Origin of the sequence: Virgibacillus salinus (assembly GCF_900102415.1) — a bacterium.
GTDB classification, from domain to species: Bacteria; Bacillota; Bacilli; order Bacillales; family Amphibacillaceae; genus Lentibacillus; species Lentibacillus subterraneus.
Genome location: NZ_FNKD01000003.1, coordinates 671,897 through 687,675 on the forward strand (window position 1 = coordinate 671,897; position 15,779 = coordinate 687,675).

Below are 15,779 nucleotides of genomic sequence, written 5' to 3' on the forward strand. Positions count from 1 at the left end.
TCCCGCAGGAGTCTACGTGTATTTCCTGCGCTGGATATTGCTCTCTATATCCTATAGTTAACAAAATTTATATTAATGGATAAAACAAGATTTTAACCTTTTAAACCATTCCAACTTCGTGGTCAGAGGGTCACACTAAATACTACAAATCGGTTATCTTAAGTTACTTTGCAGTTTATATCAACTACATATTAGGTCGAACTATTGAAAATGAACGATCAAACATCCTATATTGTTGTTATTCGTCTTTAAAGTTGAAAGTATTAGTTATGTCTCAGCCACTTTCTTTAATAGCATAAAACCTCCAATACAAGGAATAATATAAATGAATTTTATTGATCATTAAAACTAATGGAGGATGTTTCTATGGTACGACAGAACTTGCATCAACAGTTACAGCAAGCGAGTCATCAGATACAGGATGCCCAAGAGGCTGCAAGGCTTGCCCAAGGCTCAGATCCTCAATTGTTAGAGCAAGCTGAAAAGCAGTTACAGCAAGCAGAACAGGTATTGCAAAAGGCTCAGCAGGCGGGAACTGAAGCTACAGAGAACCCACAATTTCAGCAAGCATATGAACAGCTGCATGATACGCGTCAGCAAGTGCAGGAAGCACAGCAAAATAATAGTGATGTGTTATAAAGCTATTTAGGTCAAGCGCTTATCCTTAATGAAGGAAGGCGCTTTTTTTGCAGCTAAGCAAGTATCTACTGCATAGTAGGCTTGGTGATATCCCAAGTTTTCTAAATACAACTAAAATATTGAGTTTACCGTAGGAGTTTGAAATAATTGGTATTAAATAGTTGGTAAATTATAGGACCTCTTAGCAAATTTGCATACTTTCTTGATAATTTTGGGATATACTGAGAAAAGCTAGGAGGTGGTTATGCGATGCACATGATGAATGGTTATGGATTTTTTGGATGGATAATGATTATATTTTGGATTGGATTATTTATTTTAGGCATTCTCCTAATTACAAATTATCTTAATGGCGGTCGCAAGAGAACGCCATTACAAATTCTAAAGGAACGTTTGGCAAAAGGAGAAATAAGTGAAGCAGAGTATGAACAGTTAAAATCTGTACTAGAACGGGATAAGAGGGGGTGATGAGCATGAACCGACATACAGACATCATTAAGAAAAGGTATGATAGGATATCATCTGTGTTTGATGTGATGGATCATATGATTAGGTCATCATGGCGTGAAGAGTTACTTGGTAATTTGCATGGAGATATTTTGGAAGTAGGGGTGGGTACTGGGTCCAACCTTCCATTCTATCCTTCAAATGTAAATGTCACTGGAATTGACTTTAGTCCCAAAATGCTGGCAAAGGCGTATGGTAAAACGGACAAGACTGCGGCTGATATTACATTGAAAGAAATGGATGCACAACAAATGGATTTTCCTGATAATACGTTTGACGTTGTAGTTTCAACATGTGTGTTTTGTTCAGTACCTGATCCGGTTGCCGGATTTAAAGAAATTCGTCGTGTAGTGAAGCCTAACGGTAAGATAGTAATGCTTGAGCATATGCGGAGTGAGCATCCGTTTGCAGCCAGGATACTTGATGCTGTGAACCCGCTAACAGTAAGAATTGTAGGTGCTAATGTAAATCGTAAAACGATCGAAAACATAGAAAAGGCTGGCTTAACAGTTAAGGAGCAAAACTATTTAATGACATCCATTATGAGAAAGCTGGTATTGACTCCTAATTAATAAACGCTGCACATTAATAACTGAATGGAGGTAGTACCAAATGATAAAAAAGTTAGTATTTCTTATTATAATTTTAACGGGAATTTTAATAACCGGATGTAACAGTAATGACGATCAAGCATTTGAAGAGTCGTTTGATGGGAGTTTAGAGCATGTTCATGGTATGGGGTATGCTGGAAATGATGGCGGATTATATTTTGCATCTCATACTGGCCTGAAAATTTATCGGGATGGTGAATGGTTTGAAACGACGAAGAATTTTAACGATTATATGGGATTTAGTCCAGTTGATCAAGGTTTCTACACATCAGGACATCCTGGTAAAGATTCAGACTTACCGAACCCGCTAGGTATTCAGCGTAGCTTTGATGGTGGAGAAACTTTAAAAAGTATCGATTTTGTAGGTGAAACAGACTTTCATGAAATGGCTGTAGGTTATACTAGCCATGATATCTTTTTAAAAAATCATAAGGAAAATTCTAAGCTGGGTTTAGGTTTTTATATAAGTTCTGACAATGGAGAGTCGTGGGAAGGCATAGTTGCTTCAGGTATAGAAGGTGAGGTTTTTGCATTAGCTATTCATCCGTCTGATTCTGATTATTTAGCAGCAGCGACAACTACTGGTATTTATCTGTCCAATGACAGAGGAAAGAATTTTAAGATGATAACAGAAGGTGTACAGGGGACAGCTGTTTATTTTAATGAGGAAAATTTGATTTATGCAAGCTATGACTCTACACCATCCCTTGCTAAATTTAACATAAAAACTGGCGAGCAAGTGACAATTAATCTTCCAGAGTTAACTGAAGATGGTCCTGTAAATATTGCCCAAAATCAACAAAATGATCAAGAGTTAGCTATATATACTACAAAAGGAAATGCTTATATATCTGAGGATTCAACTGAAACGTGGTTGCAGATTCTGGAAAATGGAAAAGTAAAATAATGTTATAAGTCTGTCATCTATATTTAGAAATAAAGAGGTAGTTTATGTTTATTAAACTTTCATTTAAAATTGGATTTCTATTTTTTGTATTTATTTTAATTATTGAATCGCTTTTATTTTTTGTACTATACACGAATATAGCGAATGAACGAATTGAAGATGTGCTTGACAATTTATTAGCACGTGCCAATACACATAGCGAAGTATTGGAGCTGAATTTTAACGAATCGACCTTGGAACATGTTGGAATAATGGAATCAGCTTCTGATTTTGTAGTTGTCATTACAGATGAATTAGGTAATGTAATCAATCATTCTGATACTATTCAGCAAGAAATGAGGCCAGTGCTTGAAGCCGTTAATTACAATGCAAACCAAACGGAAGGACGAGTTGTTGAAGATCGTTGGGATGATAAACAATATATCGCAGCAGAAAGTCCTGTGAATGTTGGTGGGGACCAAAGAGGTCATGTCTTTATGTTTGCAGATACAGCCGATGTAAAGAAAAACGTCAATCAGCTCAGCAACCAGTTTATTGTAATAGCTCTACTTACATTTGGTCTAACGATTATTACTATCTTTATTTTATCCAGGTTTATTACCTATCCCTTAATTAAAATGAAAGAAGCAACAGAGCAATTAAGTTTGGGAAGAAACAAAGTTGAGTTACACACGGATAGAAAGGACGAGTTGGGAGAGTTGGCTAAGTCTATTACAAAATTAGCCAACGAACTTGACCAGCTAAAAACTGCCAGAAATGAGTTTTTAGCCAGCATTTCACATGAACTTAGGACTCCTTTAACCTATATAAAGGGATATGCTGACATTATTAATCGTCAAGACATAACCGAATCTGAAGTGAAAGAGTATACCACAATCATTCGTGAAGAGTCAGAACACTTATCGGTACTAATCAGGAATTTATTTGAATTAGCTAAGATGGACAGGAATAGATTTACAATTCAGCGTGAAGAAGTCTCTTTGCATAAGCTTATTCATTCTATAGCTGATCGGATTAAGCCTGCTTTTGCTGAAAAAAATATCAACTTTACAATAAACTGTCCTGAAAATACAGTTGCCTTTGTTGATCCTGAAAGATTTGAACAAGTTCTAGTAAATATACTGGATAATGCCAAAAAGCATTCTTCTGAAGGTACAAATGTTCAGCTTGAAGTAAGTCAAATAGGAAAAGAAGTAATCGTTGCCATTACCGATGAAGGAGAAGGTATACCTAATAAAGATTTGCCATATGTTTTCGATCGCTTATATCGTGTTGAAAAGTCGCGATCAAGGCAAAGTGGCGGATCTGGTTTAGGGCTAACAATTGCCAAGGAAATAATAGAAGCACATGGTGGTCAGATAGAAATTAAAAGCGAACAAGGCGAAGGTACGAGCGTTATCATAAGATTAATAAGAGGTGGCAATGATGTATAGTGTTCTTATAATTGACGATGAAAAGCGTATGTTAGATTTATTAGCATTGTACTTAAGACCGCATGATTATACGTGTAAAAAAGCACAAGGAGCTAATGAAGCATTACTATTTTTAGAAGAGGAAGACTTTGATATTGTCTTACTTGATATTATGATGCCTGAAATGGATGGGTGGGAGCTCTGTCAGGAAATTAGGAGTATATCTGATGTTCCAATCATTATGGTAACAGCTCGTGACCAAAAAGAAGACATTGTTAAAGGCTTAAAGTTAGGTGCAGATGATTATATTGCAAAACCTATTAATGAAAATGAATTATTGGCCAGAATGGAAGCTTTGTTACGCAGAAGAACTCCAGCAAATCGCATAGAAACGAATGGACTGGTATGGGACGAGGAAAGGTATGAGCTTTCTTATAAAAACCAGCCTATTAAAGTAACCCCTAAGGAGTTTGCTATGGTTGGTCATCTGTTGAAAAAGCCAAATCAAGTTTTTTCCAGGGAGCAGCTAATTGATTTGATTTGGGGATTTGATACAAATACGGAAGGAAGAACAGTTGATTCACATGTACGGAATATGAGAGAGAAAATCAGGCAAGTAGGATTCCCAATTGATGATCATTTTAAAACAGTTTGGGGAGTTGGGTATAAGTGGATTAACAAGTAGTTATAAAAGTTCATTATGTTGTAACATTTTCTTGATATGTTCTCGAAATCTCTTCTTTATAGTAGTGAATGAAGGGAGGAACACATAATGAAAAAGAAACTTTTGGCAATTGCATTGGCTGTTTTTGTGGCATTAGGTGTAGGTAATGTTGTTTTCGCACATGGTGCTGCTGATAACGGTGGTGAAAATGGGTGGAGTTTTGAAGAGATGGTTCCTTTTATGAAGGATATGCACCCAAACATGAACTAACAAGAGATGGAGCAATTGTATCAAGACTGCCATGGTTCCAATGGTAATGAATTTTCTAATCGACACATGGATAACCAATTTTAATGTTTATTATATTAGCTAACGACATGAATGGAACTATCTTACTTAGAGATGGTTCCATTTTTTAGCAGTTAGGAAAGCAAAGCAAAATCCGTTTTCATAAGAACGAATGCCACATTTTTTAAGTTTAAAAATGGAAATCAATTTCATAATTCAAAAAATAAAGCAGTAAATTCAAAACTATTTATAAATGTTCTAGGCCTGTTGACCTCCACTGCAGGCGGACGCTTTCACCCTCCGGGTACAAGTGCGACATCTGTTCAAGCTGAAGCTTTCACAGTGTTTTCTATGACGCCGGGCATGGCTTGAGCCTCCTCGTGCTATCGCACTGTGGGGTCTCAAGGCTCATGCTATTCCCGCAGGAGTCGCCGCCCTCCGTTCCAATCAACGATATTAGTACTTTGAATTCACGAACGATAGAATATTAGTTCGCGCAATTCGAATAAATGATGAATATAAGTATTTATGAAATTGACTTATGGAAATAATGATTAAAAATACTGTATAGGGGTATAGTTCCAAGTAGATAATAAATATAGTTAGTAAATTTGAGGAGGCCAATGTATGGAACGGAAAGATGGTAAATCTATTGAACATGACCATAAGCAACATGAACATCAGAATCATGATCATCATGAACAACACCAACATGATGAACATAATCACCATGATCACGGTGAACACGGCGGTCATGGTCATCATGATCATGGTGATATGGTCAATGATTTCAAAAAAAGGTTTTATATATCCCTTATTGTAACGATCCCTATTCTGATTTTGTCTCCGATGATACAGGATTTTATTGGCGTTGATTGGGGGTTCCCGACTGATCAATACATCCTGTTCGCACTGGCGACATTCGTATTTTTCTACGGTGGCTGGCCGTTTATTACTGGCGGTATTAGTGAACTGAAAGATAAAAACCCTGGTATGATGACATTGATTGGCCTTGCAATAGTAGTTGCCTATGGCTATAGTTCACTTACTGTTTTTGGTTGGGAAGGCAAAGACTTCTTCTGGGAGCTGGCCACGCTGATTGATATTATGCTGCTTGGTCATTGGATTGAGATGCGATCAGTAATGGGAGCATCAAATGCACTTGAGGAACTTGTCAAACTAATGCCAAGTGAAGCGCATAAATTGGATGAGAACGATAATATAGAAGATGTAGCAATATCTGATTTGCAAAATGAAGATAGAGTACTCGTTAAACCGGGCGAAAAAATTCCCGTAGATGGGACAATTCTTGATGGCAAATCCGCAGTTGATGAATCTATGCTTACTGGTGAGTCTGTTCCAGTTGAGAAATATAAAGGTGATGAAGTAATAGGTGGATCAGTTAACAATGAAGGATCCCTGACAATTAAAGTAGAGAAAACGGGTGATGATTCCTATTTATCGCAAGTAATAGAATTGGTTAGAGAGGCACAAGCATCACGCTCGCGGACACAGGACTTCACGGATAGAGCTGCTAAATGGTTATTTTATATTGCATTAGCTTCCGGGTTCATTACCTTGTTTATTTGGCTTATTTTAGGATATTCTTTTGTTATTGCACTGGAACGCATGGTAACTGTTATGGTTATTACTTGTCCACATGCACTGGGACTTGCGGCACCACTTGTTGTAGCAGTTTCCACATCACTTTCAGCAAAACAAGGCCTGTTAATTCGTAATCGTGCCAATTTTGAAGGTGCACGGAATCTAAATGCTGTTGTTTTTGATAAAACTGGTACATTGACAAAAGGAGAGTTTGGTGTAACAGACATTATCCCTTCTGCTGATATAAAAAAAGAAGATATACTAGTTTGGGCTGCAAGTCTGGAGCAAAATTCCGAGCATCCTCTTGCAGAAGGCATTGTAAATGAGGCAAAAGAGAAGGAATTGTCGTTGAAAAAAATAAGTGACTTTGAATCGATAACCGGAAAAGGTATTGAGGGAAAAGTAGATGGAAAAAAAGTGAATGTTGTCAGTCCAGGGTATGTCGATCAGCAGAATATGGAATATGATCATGAAACATTCAATCAATTGTCCGAAGACGGAAAAACAGTTGTATTTGTACTTGTTGAAGATAAATTGATTGGAATGATTGCACTTGCTGATATGGTACGCGAAACAGCAAAAGAAGCAGTTGCATCTTTAAAAGAAAACGGCATCCATTCCATTATGCTGACAGGTGATAATCAAAAAGTGGCTGACTGGGTCGCTAAGCAATTGGACATCGATGAGGTATATGCAGAAGTGTTGCCTGATGATAAAGCAAATCAAGTGAAGAAAATTAAAGAAAAAGGCTGGAAGGTTGCCATGACTGGTGACGGTGTTAACGATGCACCTGCACTGGCAACAGCCGACTTAGGAATTGCAATTGGTGCAGGAACAGATGTAGCAATGGAAACAGCCGATGTTGTACTTGTGAAGAGCAATCCAAAAGATGTTGTTTCTTTAATGAATTTATCGAAAAAAACGTATCAGAAAATGGTACAAAACTTATGGTGGGCTGCAGGCTATAACATTTTCGCCATTCCATTGGCAGCTGGTGTTCTGGCACCAATAGGCATTATATTGAGTCCTGCAGTTGGTGCGGTATTAATGAGTTTGAGCACGATTATTGTTGCGATTAACGCTAAGTTATTAAAAGCTTAGACCCCTTATACTTTCCTACTGCATAGTGAAAAACGGTGTCCTAAAAAGCAAAATTGCTTTTGGCACCGTTTTTTTACTTCATTACAATTCCATCAATTTAACTGTTACCTTACCATTTTGACTTCGTGATAAATGAACTGTTTCGCCAGGTCTCAAGCAACGGTTGTTTTTCATGTTATGGGGGTTAACAATGGTGACTTCCTTGTTTGAGTCTACTAGTTCTATGTCGTTATGGCAGCGGCTGATGCCTTCTTCGTCTGGTGTACAGTCAGTATCATTAAGTACTTTTCCTTCTGATTCTTGACCAAAGTCTCCGGAAATAAGGTTGACAGTATATGTTCCGTTGGCCCCGTTCTTCTGTAAGTCCAGTCCACTTTCTACTTCTTCCTGTGTCAGACTATCTCCAGCACCGTCATTTCCTGATGTTAAGGTAACGAATAATACAAGCGTTAGTCCAATGACTACTATAAGACCAATTCTAATTGTCTTTTTATGCATTTTTGCTCTCCCTCACTTTATGTACAAAAATAAGAAGCTATTCCATCAGAACAGCTTCTTAGTACCTGCATTTATTCAACAACTAATGTTGTTTGCATGTCAGCATGCCCTTCACCACAAGGGATGTTACAGTAAATAGTATATTCGCCTGGTTCTTCAGGGGTAAAGGTTGCTTCGCCTTCACCTTCAATCTTCACATCAAATTCATCAATCGAAATACCGTGCATGCCTTCTTCATTTGAAAGAGAAACTGCAACTTCCTCACCCGCAGTAACGGTATATTCATCTTGATCAAAATCAAAATTGGATGCTGTTATATTTAGTTCATTGCTGGCAGCTGATGCTGATGAACTGTCATCCTCATTGCCAGAGTCACCTGAGTCACTTCCACCACACGCTGCAAGAAATAAAATAAGTCCAAGAGCCAGTACTGCTAATAATCCTTTTTTCATATAAATCCTCCTCAAACTTTAAGTCTATTTGTTTACTACAGTGTTAATTGTAATTACTAAATATCCATTTTTTATGGAGAAACTGAGTCAAATGTGTGAACTTATTTATTTTTCATATTATATGTAGATAACAGTGCAAAAAAGCAATTTTCTACTATTAATAGAAGATTGCTTTTTAAAGGAGGGTACTATTTTGGAGGTCAAATCCTATCCATTTGTAATAAAGGCATTAGTTATTCCTAAGCTCTTAATTTTATCAACATCTTGAAGAACTTGCTTTTTCCCTGAATATGGTCCAACTTCTACACTATAAATTTCTCCACCATCAGTTTTATATGTCTTAATGTCAGCATTTATTTTATTTCTAGTAATTAAGTTGTACCGTTTTTGTGCACTTTTTTTCATTCCAGTAGTTTCAACTACTATTTTATACTTTCCCATCAAAAGCCTCCCTAACTTGTTTTAATAGTATACTCGAATGTTAAGTAAAGGAATGGTCATTAAACATGGATCTTTATAAAATGATTAAATAATCTATTGAATTATTGTGGTGGTAGTTAAGTAGTTTATTCTGAATATGCGAGTATTATTATACTAAAGTTATAGTATACTAAGTTTATGGAGTTAAGGGAGGATAGCGTTTTCAATATGTAGAAAACGGATCATGAACTTTATTCGAAAATATCAATTTACAGGGAGGAATAGTATGAAATTAGATGGGAAAGTAGCAGTTGTTACAGGGGCAGCTTCCGGAATGGGGAAATCAATAGCAGAGCTCTATGCAAAAGAGGGAGCTAAAGTTATATTGGCTGACCTAAATCTTGAAGGTGCTGAAAAGGTTACGGAGCAGATTACTAATAATGGTGGAACAGCTAAGGCAGTAAAAGTAAACGTAGCAGAACTTGCAGACATTGAAAATATGATTGATACAGCCGTAAGTGAGTATGGGACGCTAGATATTCTTGTTAATAATGCTGGAATAATGGATGGAATGGAGCCAGTCGGTGAAATTACAGATGAAAGATGGGATTTGATTTTTGATATCAATACAAAAGGTGTAATGCGAGCAACACGTAAAGCGCTGCCAATCTTCTTAGAAAAAGAAAAAGGTGTCATCATTAATACCGCATCCACTGGTGGGCTAAATGGCGCTCATGCTGGTGCTATTTATGGTGCCTCAAAACATGCAGTCGTTGGTTTAACGAAGAATACAGGGTTCATGTATGCAGAGAAAGGCATTCGTTGTAACGCTATTGCACCAGGTGGAGTAGAAACAAACATTGCATCCAGCATGAAAAATATTAGTGAGTTCGGAGCAAGCCGTACCCAACTCGCACATGCAGTAATGCCTCGATCGGGTCAACCGGAAGAAATTGCACAAGTTGCACTGTTTTTAGCTTCTGATGAATCTAGTTTTGTAAACGGGACCGTTGTAACAGCTGATGGTGGCTGGACTGCTGCATTTTAATATCGTTATTTCATTAAAAAGACTGAACTCTTTAGGCATTGAAGTGTTCAGTCTTGTTTTTTGGAATGAAGGCTCTAAGCAAGAGCTTGCGCCATTTCCCAATTTGATTTATCAATTCCATATAAGATCCATGGTGATGGCAATGCGAACTTGTGATTTGCAGGGAGGGCGTTGACCTGCTCTTTTGTTAGATCCATCCATATATATGTTTCTTCTTCTGTCTGATTTCGAAGCTGCTGGTAATCATTTGCGATTGTCTCCCATAGCCCTTCCTGTGAAGCTATGTCGTTCCATGGGTATATGGCATGTAAATAATGATGTTTTTTTTGATCAGTTTTTGTAATAAGCGCTCGTGTTTTTAATCGATTTTCATAAAAAGACCATTTCATTAAGTCATGTTCTTGAAATAAGTTTTTTGAAACCGGAAACGAATAGTAGCATTCGTATGGGAATATTGATGTCGGTTTACTATACATTTCTTTAAGCCAGTCTTTTTTTTGCTGTAGATCTGTAACAGGTGTCCATGGTTCTGATCCTGTCTCGAGTGCAGTGGTATCTTTTGTCTGAGCAGCATGTTGTGGAATATACGGCGTTAATCCGATTCTTTCCATTACACGTCTTGCGGGTGTATTATGCTCCTGTGTATTTGCCCCAACCCATTGTATTCCGTTAATTTGAAAAGCTTTGTTCATCATATGGTACATCAGTTCTGTTGAAAAACCTTTTCCCATAAATCGACGATCTGTCCTTAATCTGCCTAACATTGCGTAACGGCTGGCATAAATAGAGTATCCTCCCAAACTAACCATTTGGTCATCCAGGAATAATCCATATAAACGATTCTTTCCGGTTATGAGTCTATTAAAGATACGTTTTATATAATCATCCTCAATTCCTGTGTTCATCTTCTCTAAGTGTTTAAAATCATTACTATTAAGAACTCGGATGGTTTTGTCCATATTACTCCACTCCTTAAATGTTTCCTTCTCTCAAAACATAATTTTACCACCTTACTTATTTAATGATAAACCTTTTTTGTAGTTAAGAATATATACATAAGTGTAACTAAGGCATTAAGGATTGGTGATAAACCATGTATTCTAATTTGGGCACTTAAATTTTTGTTTTGCATATAGTATAGTACCCTCCTGTAAATATAATCGAATGCCAACCTCAAAAAGTGTCATGACAACAATAGTTTACAATTCATTTTTTTCTAGTTTTACAATTCAAAAAAGAGTTGACAAATTACTGAATTTTAGAATATAATTGTGAAACTATAATTTATAGAAAATAAATTAATATAATCCGGCAATGATAGGATTTAGTAGTGTTATATTTCCCTGTTCCAGAGAACTGATGGTGGTGAGAATCAGTCAAAGATAAACATGAATTACAATCCTTGAGCTTCTTTTTCGTAGTAAGGAGAAATTCTTATGAAGGGAAAGACGGTAAATTGTGCGTTAACAATTTTTAAGTGGTGAAGCGTGATTCTTCACAACTAGGGTGGTACCGCGATATCAATCGTCCCTATTGGTTATTAACTGACCAGTAGGGACTTTTTAGTATAATTTAATAATGCGCTATAGGCAATGAAAGGAATCAAGTAGTGTCTTATCTCCCTGTTTAAGAGAGCTGATGGTGGTGGAAATCAGTCACAGATAAGCATGAATTACAATCCTTGAGCTTCTTTCTCGTAGTAAGGAGATTCTCTTTATGAAGGGAAAGACGGTAAATTAATCGTTAACAATCTTAAAGTGGTGAACTATTTTGTTTGTTCACAATATGGGTGGTACCGCGTGTTAAATCGTCCCTGTCGTTTATGACGGCAGTGGGCGATTTTTATTTTTTAGGGAGGTGATGCTTCTGGAGAAGCGGAAGCAGGTTGATGGTTTATGTGATAAGAAAAGAAATAAAACGAAATCAGGAGGAATTAACTTATGTCTACAAATGAATTAAATGAACTACGCAATAAAATTGATGAAATCAACTTGGAAATTTTAACATTATTGAACCAACGAGCTGAAGTTGTGCAAGAGATTGGTCAGCAAAAGGAAAAGCAAGGTACAGTCCGGTTTGATCCTGTTCGTGAACGTCAATCACTTGATTTAATTGATGAGCACCACGACGGGCCTTTTGAGAGATCAACTATACAACATATTTTTAAGGAGATCTTTAAAGCAAGTTTAGAACTGCAGGAAGACGACCATAAGAAGGCATTATTAGTCTCACGAAAAGCACGTCCCGAAGATACAATTGTAGATATAAATGGCGAGAAAATTGGTAATGGTGAACAAGGATTTATAATGGGACCATGCGCTGTTGAAAGCTATGAACAAGTGAAAGAAGTTGCCCTAGCAATGAAGGAACAAGGCCTTACTTTAATGAGAGGTGGAGCGTTCAAGCCTCGTACTTCTCCATATGACTTCCAGGGCTTAGGAATAGAAGGTTTGCATATTTTGAGAAAAGTTGCTGACGAAGTAGGAATGTCAGTTGTTAGTGAAATTCTTACACCACAGGACGTTGAAGAAGCCTTGGATTATGTTGATGTTATTCAGGTAGGCGCCCGCAACATGCAAAATTTTGAATTACTGAAGACAGTAGGGAGAGTCGAGAAACCTGTATTGCTGAAAAGAGGTCTATCTGCAACAATTCAAGAATTTATTAATGCAGCAGAATATATTATTTCACAAGGAAATGATCAAATCATTTTATGTGAACGTGGAATTCGAACTTACGAAAAAGCAACAAGAAATACATTAGATATTTCTGCTGTACCTATTTTGAAAAAAGAAACTCATTTACCAGTTGTAGTTGATGTAACGCACTCTACCGGAAGAAAAGATTTGCTATTTCCAGCGGCAAAAGCAGCTTTGGCGATTGGAGCAGATGCTATTATGGCGGAAGTTCATCCAGATCCTGCAGTTGCATTGTCCGATGCTGCCCAACAGATGAATATTCCTGAATTTAATGCGTTTATCGAGGAGTTAAAGGTCTTTAAAGGGAAACTAGCGTAAGGTTTATAATAGATTTTAAGTTTTCTTCCATTGCATGTAATATAATCTGCCAATTATTGCATGTATTATAGTTATATCGTGTATATCAGAGATATTGTACACAAATACAAACTAAATTTCTAAGAGTCTGAAATATACCAATTTTCATAGGTATATAGCCTTAAACAGGAATTTGAAAAGTGTGAATACTATGAGAATATATAAAAATACACTATAATTATAATTTATAAGGGGGAATAGTTAACGTGAAAAAGAAACTAACGTTATTATTTATTGCAATTATTTCAATCAGCTTACTTGCTGCTTGTGGCTCAAGTGAGACTAGTGGCGATGGAGAAGGAAAGACTTATTCGGTCGCTACGGATTCTAACTTTCAGCCTTTTGAATATAAGAATCCTGATACTGGTGAAATGGAAGGCTTTGATATTGAATTGATTAGAGCTATCGCTGATGAAGCTGGTTTTAATGTAGAATTTGAAACCATGGAATTTGATGGTTTACTTGCATCAATGAGAACAAGTAAGAATGATATTGGTATCGCTGGTATTTCTATTACGGAGGAACGTGAAGAGTTCATCGATTTCTCTGATAAATACTATGATTCTGGTTTAATTCTTGCAGTCCCTGCTGATTCAGACATTGAGTCAATAGAAGATGTAGGCGGATTAAAAGTTGGGGCGCGCCAAGGGTCGACAAGTAACGACTATTTAAAAGCTAATACCGATGCTGAAGTTGAAGCATATCCGGAAATTGTTACTGCATATATGGACTTGGAAAGAGGACGTCTTGATGCCGTGCTATATGATTTACCAAACGTGAAATATTATATTAAAGAAAATGCTCCAGATAAATTAAAAACAGTTGGTAAAGTATTAGAAGGTCAGCCATATGGTATTGCACTACCGGAAGGATCAGATCTAGTTGAGCCTGTAAATGAAGGTTTAGCGGCTGTGAAAGAAAACGGAACATATGCAGAAATTTATAAGAAGTGGTTTGGAACAGAGCCTCCAGAAACAGAATAGTCATCTTTGCAGACTACAAATCAAGCGTAACAAGTAATTGCTTGTTACGCTGTTTTATTAGCAGTTAAGAAAGTATAAATACTTTCTTACTGCATAAGTGCAACTAAGGCACTCGCCATTAAGGCTTGGTGAATGCCAAGTTTTCTAAAGGAGAGAGATACAGAATGATTTATACGACGTTTATGGAATCAGCATATGTTCAAAGTTTGCCTTTCTTAATAGATGGTCTGAAAATAACAGTAATGATTACGGTTATTGGTTTGTTTTTTGGGATGATTATTGGGTCGTTAGCTGGTTTAGGGAAACTCTCTAAAAACAAAATAATTAGAGGGTTTTGGTCGGTTTATGTTGAGGTTGTTCGTGGGACACCAATACTGGCTCAAGCACTATTTCTATATTATGGTGTTTCCGAAGACCTAATAGGTTTGAACATATCTTCATTTAATGCCGGTGTTATTGCAATAGCCGTTAATGCTGGTGCATATATTGCTGAAATTGTTCGTGGCGCTGTTTATTCAATTGATAAAGGACAGCATGAAGCAGGACGCTCGATGGGATTAACCGAAAACCAAACGATGCGTTATATTATTTGGCCACAAGCATTTAAACGAATGATTCCACCTCTTGGAAACCAATTTATTATTAGTTTAAAAGACACGTCTGTATTTTCAGTTATTGTAGTACATGATGTTGTGTTTATGGCAAAAGAATACTACAACACTACCTTTGAAATTTTTGAAACATTAGTTATGGTTTGTTTACTTTACTTATGTATCACAGTGCCAACAGCACTCTATTTGAACAGACTAGAAAGGAAGCTGGATGTATAAATGATTACAGTAAAAGATTTACACAAATCGTTCGGTGACTTAGAGGTGTTAAAAGGGATTGATGCTAAAGTTGATGAGAGTGAGGTTGTGTGCGTTGTTGGGCCATCGGGTTCCGGGAAAAGTACATTTCTTAGATGTATTAACCTTCTCGAAGATATCACAGCAGGAGAAATTACGATTGACGGAGATCAATTAACAGATCCAAACGTTAATATTAATGAAGTCCGCTCTCAAGTGGGAATGGTCTTTCAGCACTTCAATCTATTTCCACATAAAACGGTCTTGGAAAATATTACGCTAGGTCCTATCAAGGTAAAAAATCTATCCGAAAATGAAGCGAAAGATGTCGCACTTTCACTTCTCGAAAAAGTAGGACTATCTGATAAAGCAGATGATTATCCGGATAGTCTTTCTGGTGGACAAAAACAACGTGTAGCAATTGCCAGGTCTCTTGCTATGAATCCGAAAGTTATGCTGTTTGACGAGCCTACATCTGCTCTCGATCCTGAACTTGTTGGAGATGTGCTTGAGGTAATGAAGGATTTAGCAGAAGAAGGAATGACAATGGTTGTTGTGACACATGAGATGGGTTTTGCTAAGGAAGTGGGGGACCGTGTGTTATTCATGGATGAAGGAATTATTATGGAAGAGGGGAATCCACAACAAATTTTTGATAACCCTCAAAATCCTCGAACCCAATCATTTTTAAGTAAGATTCTCTAATTTAAAATCAATGGCAATCCCACTGTTAGCCTGGG

Annotated in this window: 17 protein-coding genes and 2 other annotated features; of the genes, 13 read left to right on the plus strand and 4 right to left on the minus strand. The window is 37.0% G+C overall.

The window, feature by feature from the left end:
* The first annotated feature begins 366 nt into the window (after nucleotides 1-366).
* The 8 genes from BLS02_RS15325 to BLS02_RS15355 all read left to right on the plus strand — a co-directional run bounded on the left by BLS02_RS15325 (nucleotide 367) and on the right by BLS02_RS15355 (nucleotide 7,734).
* Nucleotides 367-639 (plus strand): hypothetical protein, encoded by a 273-nt coding sequence (locus BLS02_RS15325; protein ID WP_092493886.1) that lies wholly within the window; start codon nucleotides 367-369, stop codon nucleotides 637-639.
* 249 nt (nucleotides 640-888) lie between these two features.
* On the plus strand, nucleotides 889-1,107 hold the full coding sequence (locus BLS02_RS15330) for an SHOCT domain-containing protein (protein WP_092493887.1): 219 nt from the start codon (nucleotides 889-891) through the stop codon (nucleotides 1,105-1,107).
* 5 nt (nucleotides 1,108-1,112) lie between these two features.
* Nucleotides 1,113-1,718 (plus strand): class I SAM-dependent methyltransferase, encoded by a 606-nt coding sequence (locus BLS02_RS15335; RefSeq protein WP_092493888.1) that lies wholly within the window; start codon nucleotides 1,113-1,115, stop codon nucleotides 1,716-1,718.
* Between the two features lie 40 nt (nucleotides 1,719-1,758).
* The gene (locus BLS02_RS15340) at nucleotides 1,759-2,664 is read left to right on the plus strand and encodes a F510_1955 family glycosylhydrolase (protein WP_092493889.1); all 906 of its coding nucleotides are present in this window, start codon (nucleotides 1,759-1,761) and stop codon (nucleotides 2,662-2,664) included.
* A gap of 44 nt (nucleotides 2,665-2,708) precedes the next feature.
* Nucleotides 2,709-4,097: a sensor histidine kinase gene (locus BLS02_RS15345; protein ID WP_092493890.1), complete on the plus strand. Its 1,389-nt coding sequence runs from the start codon at nucleotides 2,709-2,711 to the stop codon at nucleotides 4,095-4,097.
* Complete coding sequence (locus BLS02_RS15350; protein WP_092493891.1) at nucleotides 4,090-4,761, plus strand: response regulator transcription factor; 672 nt, start codon at nucleotides 4,090-4,092, stop codon at nucleotides 4,759-4,761. The genes BLS02_RS15345 and BLS02_RS15350 overlap by 8 nt, the downstream gene beginning before the upstream one ends.
* Nucleotides 4,762-4,848: 87 nt before the next feature.
* Nucleotides 4,849-5,010, plus strand: a complete 162-nt coding sequence (locus BLS02_RS19040; RefSeq protein WP_175559507.1) for a hypothetical protein — start codon at nucleotides 4,849-4,851, stop codon at nucleotides 5,008-5,010.
* A 645-nt stretch (nucleotides 5,011-5,655) separates the two neighbouring features.
* Entirely contained in the window at nucleotides 5,656-7,734 is a 2,079-nt protein-coding gene (locus BLS02_RS15355; protein ID WP_092493892.1) for a heavy metal translocating P-type ATPase, read from the plus strand.
* 81 nt (nucleotides 7,735-7,815) lie between these two features.
* Here BLS02_RS15355 and BLS02_RS15360 read toward each other — a convergent pair whose 3' ends face one another.
* The 3 genes from BLS02_RS15360 to BLS02_RS15370 all read right to left on the minus strand — a co-directional run bounded on the left by BLS02_RS15360 (nucleotide 7,816) and on the right by BLS02_RS15370 (nucleotide 9,125).
* On the minus strand, nucleotides 7,816-8,232 hold the full coding sequence (locus tag BLS02_RS15360; protein WP_092493893.1) for a hypothetical protein: 417 nt from the start codon (nucleotides 8,230-8,232) through the stop codon (nucleotides 7,816-7,818).
* Nucleotides 8,233-8,303: 71 nt separating this feature from the next.
* Complete coding sequence (locus tag BLS02_RS15365) at nucleotides 8,304-8,684, minus strand: cupredoxin domain-containing protein (protein WP_092493894.1); 381 nt, start codon at nucleotides 8,682-8,684, stop codon at nucleotides 8,304-8,306.
* A gap of 207 nt (nucleotides 8,685-8,891) precedes the next feature.
* Nucleotides 8,892-9,125 carry an SPOR domain-containing protein gene (locus BLS02_RS15370; protein WP_092493895.1) on the minus strand — a complete coding sequence of 78 codons (234 nt, stop codon included), beginning with the start codon at nucleotides 9,123-9,125 and terminating at the stop codon, nucleotides 8,892-8,894.
* A gap of 265 nt (nucleotides 9,126-9,390) precedes the next feature.
* On the opposite strand from BLS02_RS15370, the gene BLS02_RS15375 reads away from it, so the two are divergent.
* On the plus strand, nucleotides 9,391-10,152 hold the full coding sequence (locus BLS02_RS15375; protein ID WP_092493896.1) for an SDR family oxidoreductase: 762 nt from the start codon (nucleotides 9,391-9,393) through the stop codon (nucleotides 10,150-10,152).
* Between the two features lie 74 nt (nucleotides 10,153-10,226).
* Here BLS02_RS15375 and BLS02_RS15380 read toward each other — a convergent pair whose 3' ends face one another.
* Nucleotides 10,227-11,111, minus strand: coding sequence for a GNAT family N-acetyltransferase (locus tag BLS02_RS15380; protein WP_092493897.1), 885 nt, complete (start codon nucleotides 11,109-11,111; stop codon nucleotides 10,227-10,229).
* Between the two features lie 346 nt (nucleotides 11,112-11,457).
* Nucleotides 11,458-11,687 (plus strand) — a binding site (T-box leader).
* A 48-nt stretch (nucleotides 11,688-11,735) separates the two neighbouring features.
* Nucleotides 11,736-11,970, plus strand: a binding site (T-box leader).
* A 122-nt stretch (nucleotides 11,971-12,092) separates the two neighbouring features.
* Between BLS02_RS15380 and BLS02_RS15385 the strand changes: the two genes are divergently transcribed.
* The 4 genes from BLS02_RS15385 to BLS02_RS15400 all read left to right on the plus strand — a co-directional run bounded on the left by BLS02_RS15385 (nucleotide 12,093) and on the right by BLS02_RS15400 (nucleotide 15,744).
* Nucleotides 12,093-13,169 carry a bifunctional 3-deoxy-7-phosphoheptulonate synthase/chorismate mutase gene (locus tag BLS02_RS15385; RefSeq protein WP_092493898.1) on the plus strand — a complete coding sequence of 359 codons (1,077 nt, stop codon included), beginning with the start codon at nucleotides 12,093-12,095 and terminating at the stop codon, nucleotides 13,167-13,169.
* Nucleotides 13,170-13,414: 245 nt separating this feature from the next.
* A complete protein-coding gene (locus BLS02_RS15390) occupies nucleotides 13,415-14,191 on the plus strand; it encodes a transporter substrate-binding domain-containing protein (RefSeq protein ID WP_092493899.1) in 777 nt (258 codons plus the stop codon).
* A 164-nt stretch (nucleotides 14,192-14,355) separates the two neighbouring features.
* Nucleotides 14,356-15,021: an amino acid ABC transporter permease gene (locus BLS02_RS15395; RefSeq protein ID WP_092493900.1), complete on the plus strand. Its 666-nt coding sequence runs from the start codon at nucleotides 14,356-14,358 to the stop codon at nucleotides 15,019-15,021.
* The gene (locus BLS02_RS15400; protein ID WP_092493901.1) at nucleotides 15,022-15,744 is read left to right on the plus strand and encodes an amino acid ABC transporter ATP-binding protein; all 723 of its coding nucleotides are present in this window, start codon (nucleotides 15,022-15,024) and stop codon (nucleotides 15,742-15,744) included.
* Nucleotides 15,745-15,779 lie beyond the last annotated feature (35 nt).

What these genes read in the sequence shown, in the direction of transcription:
- BLS02_RS15325 (WP_092493886.1), top strand. Translation starts at nt 367, where the DNA reads ATGGTACGACAGAACTTGCATCAACAGTTACAGCAAGCGAGTCATCAG.
- BLS02_RS15330 (WP_092493887.1), top strand. Translation starts at nt 889, where the DNA reads ATGCACATGATGAATGGTTATGGATTTTTTGGATGGATAATGATTATA.
- BLS02_RS15335 (WP_092493888.1), top strand. Translation starts at nt 1,113, where the DNA reads ATGAACCGACATACAGACATCATTAAGAAAAGGTATGATAGGATATCA.
- BLS02_RS15340 (WP_092493889.1), top strand. Translation starts at nt 1,759, where the DNA reads ATGATAAAAAAGTTAGTATTTCTTATTATAATTTTAACGGGAATTTTA.
- BLS02_RS15345 (WP_092493890.1), top strand. Translation starts at nt 2,709, where the DNA reads ATGTTTATTAAACTTTCATTTAAAATTGGATTTCTATTTTTTGTATTT.
- BLS02_RS15350 (WP_092493891.1), top strand. Translation starts at nt 4,090, where the DNA reads ATGTATAGTGTTCTTATAATTGACGATGAAAAGCGTATGTTAGATTTA.
- BLS02_RS19040 (WP_175559507.1), top strand. Translation starts at nt 4,849, where the DNA reads ATGAAAAAGAAACTTTTGGCAATTGCATTGGCTGTTTTTGTGGCATTA.
- BLS02_RS15355 (WP_092493892.1), top strand. Translation starts at nt 5,656, where the DNA reads ATGGAACGGAAAGATGGTAAATCTATTGAACATGACCATAAGCAACAT.
- BLS02_RS15360 (WP_092493893.1), bottom strand. Translation starts at nt 8,232, where the DNA reads ATGCATAAAAAGACAATTAGAATTGGTCTTATAGTAGTCATTGGACTA.
- BLS02_RS15365 (WP_092493894.1), bottom strand. Translation starts at nt 8,684, where the DNA reads ATGAAAAAAGGATTATTAGCAGTACTGGCTCTTGGACTTATTTTATTT.
- BLS02_RS15370 (WP_092493895.1), bottom strand. Translation starts at nt 9,125, where the DNA reads ATGGGAAAGTATAAAATAGTAGTTGAAACTACTGGAATGAAAAAAAGT.
- BLS02_RS15375 (WP_092493896.1), top strand. Translation starts at nt 9,391, where the DNA reads ATGAAATTAGATGGGAAAGTAGCAGTTGTTACAGGGGCAGCTTCCGGA.
- BLS02_RS15380 (WP_092493897.1), bottom strand. Translation starts at nt 11,111, where the DNA reads ATGGACAAAACCATCCGAGTTCTTAATAGTAATGATTTTAAACACTTA.
- BLS02_RS15385 (WP_092493898.1), top strand. Translation starts at nt 12,093, where the DNA reads ATGTCTACAAATGAATTAAATGAACTACGCAATAAAATTGATGAAATC.
- BLS02_RS15395 (WP_092493900.1), top strand. Translation starts at nt 14,356, where the DNA reads ATGATTTATACGACGTTTATGGAATCAGCATATGTTCAAAGTTTGCCT.
- BLS02_RS15400 (WP_092493901.1), top strand. Translation starts at nt 15,022, where the DNA reads ATGATTACAGTAAAAGATTTACACAAATCGTTCGGTGACTTAGAGGTG.